Source organism: Streptomyces sp. NPDC002536 (genome assembly GCF_053594995.1).
The window spans coordinates 1-4266 of sequence record NZ_JBSFWU010000209.1 but is presented as its reverse complement, the minus strand read 5'-3'; the positions used below and the strand labels follow the sequence as shown (position 1 = coordinate 4266).

5 protein-coding genes are annotated in these 4266 nt (G+C 72.6%); 2 read left to right on the top strand and 3 right to left on the bottom strand.

Translation table 11 applies throughout. The features are described from left to right. Positions 1–1240: MBL fold metallo-hydrolase (locus ACWD4B_RS35225; protein WP_451424593.1), on the bottom strand; the 1240-nt coding region annotated here is incomplete at its 3' end. Between the two features lie 182 nt (positions 1241–1422). Next, a complete protein-coding gene (locus ACWD4B_RS35220) occupies positions 1423–1899 on the bottom strand; it encodes an N-acetyltransferase family protein (protein WP_451424592.1) in 477 nt (158 codons plus the stop codon). Positions 1900–1947: 48 nt separating this feature from the next. On the opposite strand from ACWD4B_RS35220, the gene ACWD4B_RS35215 reads away from it, so the two are divergent. Together ACWD4B_RS35215 and ACWD4B_RS35210 are read left to right on the top strand one after the other, a co-directional pair. Then, positions 1948–2571: a TetR/AcrR family transcriptional regulator gene (locus ACWD4B_RS35215; RefSeq protein ID WP_451424591.1), complete on the top strand. Its 624-nt coding sequence runs from the start codon at positions 1948–1950 to the stop codon at positions 2569–2571. Further along, positions 2568–4157, top strand: a complete 1590-nt coding sequence (locus tag ACWD4B_RS35210; RefSeq protein ID WP_451424590.1) for a carboxylesterase/lipase family protein — start codon at positions 2568–2570, stop codon at positions 4155–4157. The genes ACWD4B_RS35215 and ACWD4B_RS35210 overlap by 4 nt, the downstream gene beginning before the upstream one ends. Before the next feature lies 1 nt (position 4158). Here ACWD4B_RS35210 and ACWD4B_RS35205 read toward each other — a convergent pair. Further along, positions 4159–4266, bottom strand: a 108-nt coding sequence (locus ACWD4B_RS35205) for a phosphoketolase family protein (protein ID WP_451424594.1), incomplete at its 5' end; no start/stop codon positions are given.

The following is a 4266-nucleotide window of genomic DNA, read 5'->3' as shown; positions in this document are numbered from 1 at the left end:
CGGAGAAGCCCGGCACGTTGACCACCTCGGCGCGCACCGGTACGTACTCGCCGAACATCTTGAGCGTCCGCGCGCCGTCGACCAGGTCCCGGGCCCGGGTGCCGCGGGCGGCGAACCCCACGACGATCACGGTGTTGCGGGAGCCCGGCAGCAGGCGCCGCAGGTGGTGCAGGATGCGGCCGCCGGTGGCCATGCCGGAGGCGGAGACGATGACGCAGGGCTCCCGGACGGCGTTGATCTCGATCGACTCGGCCGCCGAGCGGGCGGCCGAGAACGGCGCCGGGTCCAGGACCGAGGCCCCGGCCGCCAGTACCTCCGGGCGGATGCCGGGCGCCTGCCGGGTCAGCGCCTCCTCGTAGACGCGCAGCGCCGCGAGCGCCATGGGGCTGTCCACGTGGATGGGCACGTCCGGCGGCAGCTGCCCGGTGCTGCGCAGCCGGGCCAGCTCGTTGAGGACCACCTCGGTGCGGTCCACCGCGAAGGACGGGATCACCACCAGCCCGCCGCGCCGGAGCGTGCGGTGCAGGGCGTCGGCGAAGACCGTGCGGCTGGTGTCCGTGTCGTGCTGCCGGTTGCCGTAGGTGGACTCGAGCAGCAGGACGTCGGCGCCGGTGAAGGGGTCCGGCGGGCGCAGCAGCGGGTGGACGGGCCTGCCGAGGTCGCCGCTGCAGGCCAGCGTGTGCCCGTCCTCCAGCGTGAGGTGGACCCAGGCCGAGCCGAGGATGTGCCCGGCGTGGTGCAGCCGCAGCCGGGTGTCCCGGGCGATGTCGGCGTCCTTTCCGGCCGGCAGCGGCCGGAACAGCTGCATGGCTCGGTCGACGTCGGCCTCCTCGTAGAGGGGCTCGGCGGGGCGGTGCTTGGAGTGGCCGTGGCGGTTGCTGTGCTCGGCCTGCTCCTGCTGCAGCCGGGCGCTGTCGCGCAGCACGATCTCGGCGAGCCGGGCCGTGTACGGGGTGCAGTGGACGTCGCCGCGGAAGCCCTGGCGCACCAGCCGGGGGAGGTAGCCGCAGTGGTCGACGTGGGCGTGGGTGAGCACGACGGCGTGGATGTCGGCGGCCTCCGCGGGGAGGCGGCGCCAGTTCAGCCGGCGCAGGTCCGCCAGGCCCTGGAAGAGCCCGCAGTCCACCATGAGCCGCACATGATCGGTCTCGATCATGAACTTGCTCCCCGTGACGGTGCCGACACCGCCCAGGAACGTCAGCAGGCCGGGTCGGGCCGCCGGCCCGGCATCCGCGGCCATGTCGCGTGCACCTCCGGGAGGCAGGCCTGGACGGGAAGGCCCATCCACTTCTCGCGGATCCTGATTGCGCGGTGCACGGTCTTTCTCCGCTTCCCCGCGTCTCTCACAGGGGCCTTCCCGTCACTTCCAGCACACCACGTAACGGCGCTTCCCGCCAGGCCCTGGGCGTCCCCGCCGAGGAATCACTCCGCGCGGCCCGGCTCCGTCCCGCACTGGAGGAGCCGGGGCGAGACCTCGAACCCGTGACGGGAGTACGCCGCAACCGCCCGGTCGCTGGAGTGCACCGTCACCCGTTCCAGGCCCAGATCGCGCGCCCACGACAGGACCGCCTCGATCAGCTCCCCGCCCAGGCCGCGGTCGCGTGCGTCCGGCACCACGTACACGCACTGCACGTCACCCGAGGCCCGCTCGAACGTACGCGGATGCGGGACGCGTCGGGTGGTCGCCAGCCACGCCATGCCGATGACCTCCTCGCCGCGGAGCAGCACCATGCACCGGTGCGAGGACTCGTTCTCCCTGGCCCAGGCCGTGAACCGTGGCACGAACTCCTCCAGCGCGGTCTCGGGCGTTCCGTGCATCTCTTGCACCCAGCGCCAGCGCAGCTCGGCGACGGCAGCCAACTCACCTGGCCGGACAGGGCGGATCGCTATGTCATCCATGGCCTCATTCTTGAACAGGTTCTTGAACAGGCCTGCTAAATTTCCTACATGGCTGTTCGAACCGCTCGGGGGAGCGGGGACGAATCGTTCATCCAGGCCGCCCGCCGTGCGCAACTGGTGCAGTGTGCTACCGAGTTGATTGCCGAGGTGGGGCTGGCGCGGGCGTCGACGGTGCGTATCGCCGAGCGTGCCGGGGTCAGCCGTGGTGTGTTCACCTATCACTTCCGCGACCGGGCTGAGCTGATCGAGCAGGTGGTGCAGTCGGTGTACGACACCGGCGCCGAGTTCCTGCTGCCCCGGATGCGGGAGGCGAGGACTCCGCGCGACATGCTGCTGGCCTTCATCGGCGGCAGCGTCGAGTTGTACGCCGCCCACCCCGTCCGGATGACCGCCCTGACCGAGATCTACTCGGACAAGGACGGCGTGCCCCGGCCGCGTCACGACCGGCACACCCGGGAAATGGCCGATCTGGCGGCCGTCATGCGTGCCGGTCAAGCGCAGGGCCAGTTCCGGGAGTTCGACGTCGACATCATGTGCGCGACCGTCCGCGGCGCGCTGGACGGGGCATTGGCGCACATCGCGGGCGGCGGGTCCGTCGAGCCGTACGCGTCCGAACTGCGGGCCACCTTCGATGCCGCAACCACCGCAGGAGCAACAAAGGGGGAGTCGTGAAGTTACGCACGCTCGTCGCCGCCTTCGCCGCGGCACTGGTCGCACTGCCCGCCTCGGTCGGCGCCCAGGCGGCCGCAGCCCCGGCCGCGCCGCTCATCGTGCGCGTGGACACCGGGCAACTGCACGGCGACGCGACCGCGACCACCCGGCGCTTCTTCGGCGTGCCCTACGCGAAACCGCCCGTCGGCGCGCTGCGGTGGGCGGCGCCGCAGCCCGCGACCTCGTGGCCCGGCGTCCGGGAGGCCACCCGGCCCGGCAACCGGTGTGCGCAGACGGCCGCCGGGCCGGGGCAGCCCGCTTCGACGGACGAGGACTGTCTGTTCGTCAACGTCACCACACCGCGCCGGCAGGCGCCGGGTGCCAGGCTGCCCGTCATGGTGTGGTGGCACGGCGGCGGCTACACCGGCGGCGCCGGCAGCGACTACGGCGCCGACCGGCTCGCGGACCAGGGCAACGTCATCGTGGTGACGCTCAACTACCGGCTCGGCATCTTCGGTTACTTCGGCCTGCCCGGCCTGCCCGGATCCGGCAACTTCGGGCTGGAGGACCAGATCGCCGGCCTGCGGTGGGCCAAGCGCAACGCCACCGCGTTCGGCGGCGATCCGCACAGCATCACCGTCTTCGGCGAGTCGGCGGGCGGCATGTCGGCCTGCGCGCTGCTGACCTCGCCGCAGGCGCGGGGCCTGGTCGACAAGGCGATCGTCTCGTCCGGGTCGTGCCTGCTGGACTGGCCGGCCGGCGGAGTGTTCCCGGGTGTGCCGGAGGAGACGCCGTACACCTCGCTGTCGCAGGACCGGGCGGACGGTGTCGCAGCCGCCCGCAGCAGCGGATGCCGCACGGACGTACTGGCCTGCATGCGGGCCAAGTCGGCCGCCGACCTGCTGCCGCACACCGCGGACTTCTCCGACCATCTGGCCTATGGCACCCCGGAGTTGCCGCTGAACCCGGCGACGGCACTGCGGAAGGGACACTTCGTCCACGTCCCGGTGATCTCCGGGGGCAACCGGGACGAGGCGCGCTCGTACGTGGGCGGCGCCGTGCGGGCCGACCCGACGCTGATCACCGCCACGACCTATCCGGCCCTGCTGCGCACCGCCTTCGGGGCCGCCGCGGACCGGGTGGCGGCCGGGTATCCGCTGTCGCGGTACGGGTCGGCGCCGCTGGCATGGGCCACCGTCGTCACCGACGCGTCGTGGGCGTGCCAGACGGCGGCCGCCGACCGGGAGCTGGCCGCACACACCACCGTGTACCCGTACGAGTTCGCCGACCCCGACGCCCCCGACGTCAACAGGACCGACGTGCCGGGGCTGCCCCAGGGAGCCGCGCACGCCACCGACCTGCCGTCGCTGTTCGACCTCGGCGGCCACTACCTGATGAGGACGAAGGCGCAGCAGGCGATGGCGGCGACGATGGTCGGGTACTGGAGCACGTTCGCCCGCACCGGCAACCCGAACCATGCAGGGGCGCCGACATGGGATGCCGGGACGGTCCGGGGCACCGGGCAGATGCAGTTCGTGCCGGGCCACGTCCGGGAGGCGGACGTGGCTGCACAGCACCGGTGCGGATTCTGGGCGGCCGTACGGTAGTTCAGCTGTCCCAGGTCCAGTCGGCGACCTCCGGCAGGTCCGTCCCGTGCTCCCGGATCCAGGCGTGGTGGCGGTTGCGCGTGTCCTCCATGGCCTGCCGCACCGCGGC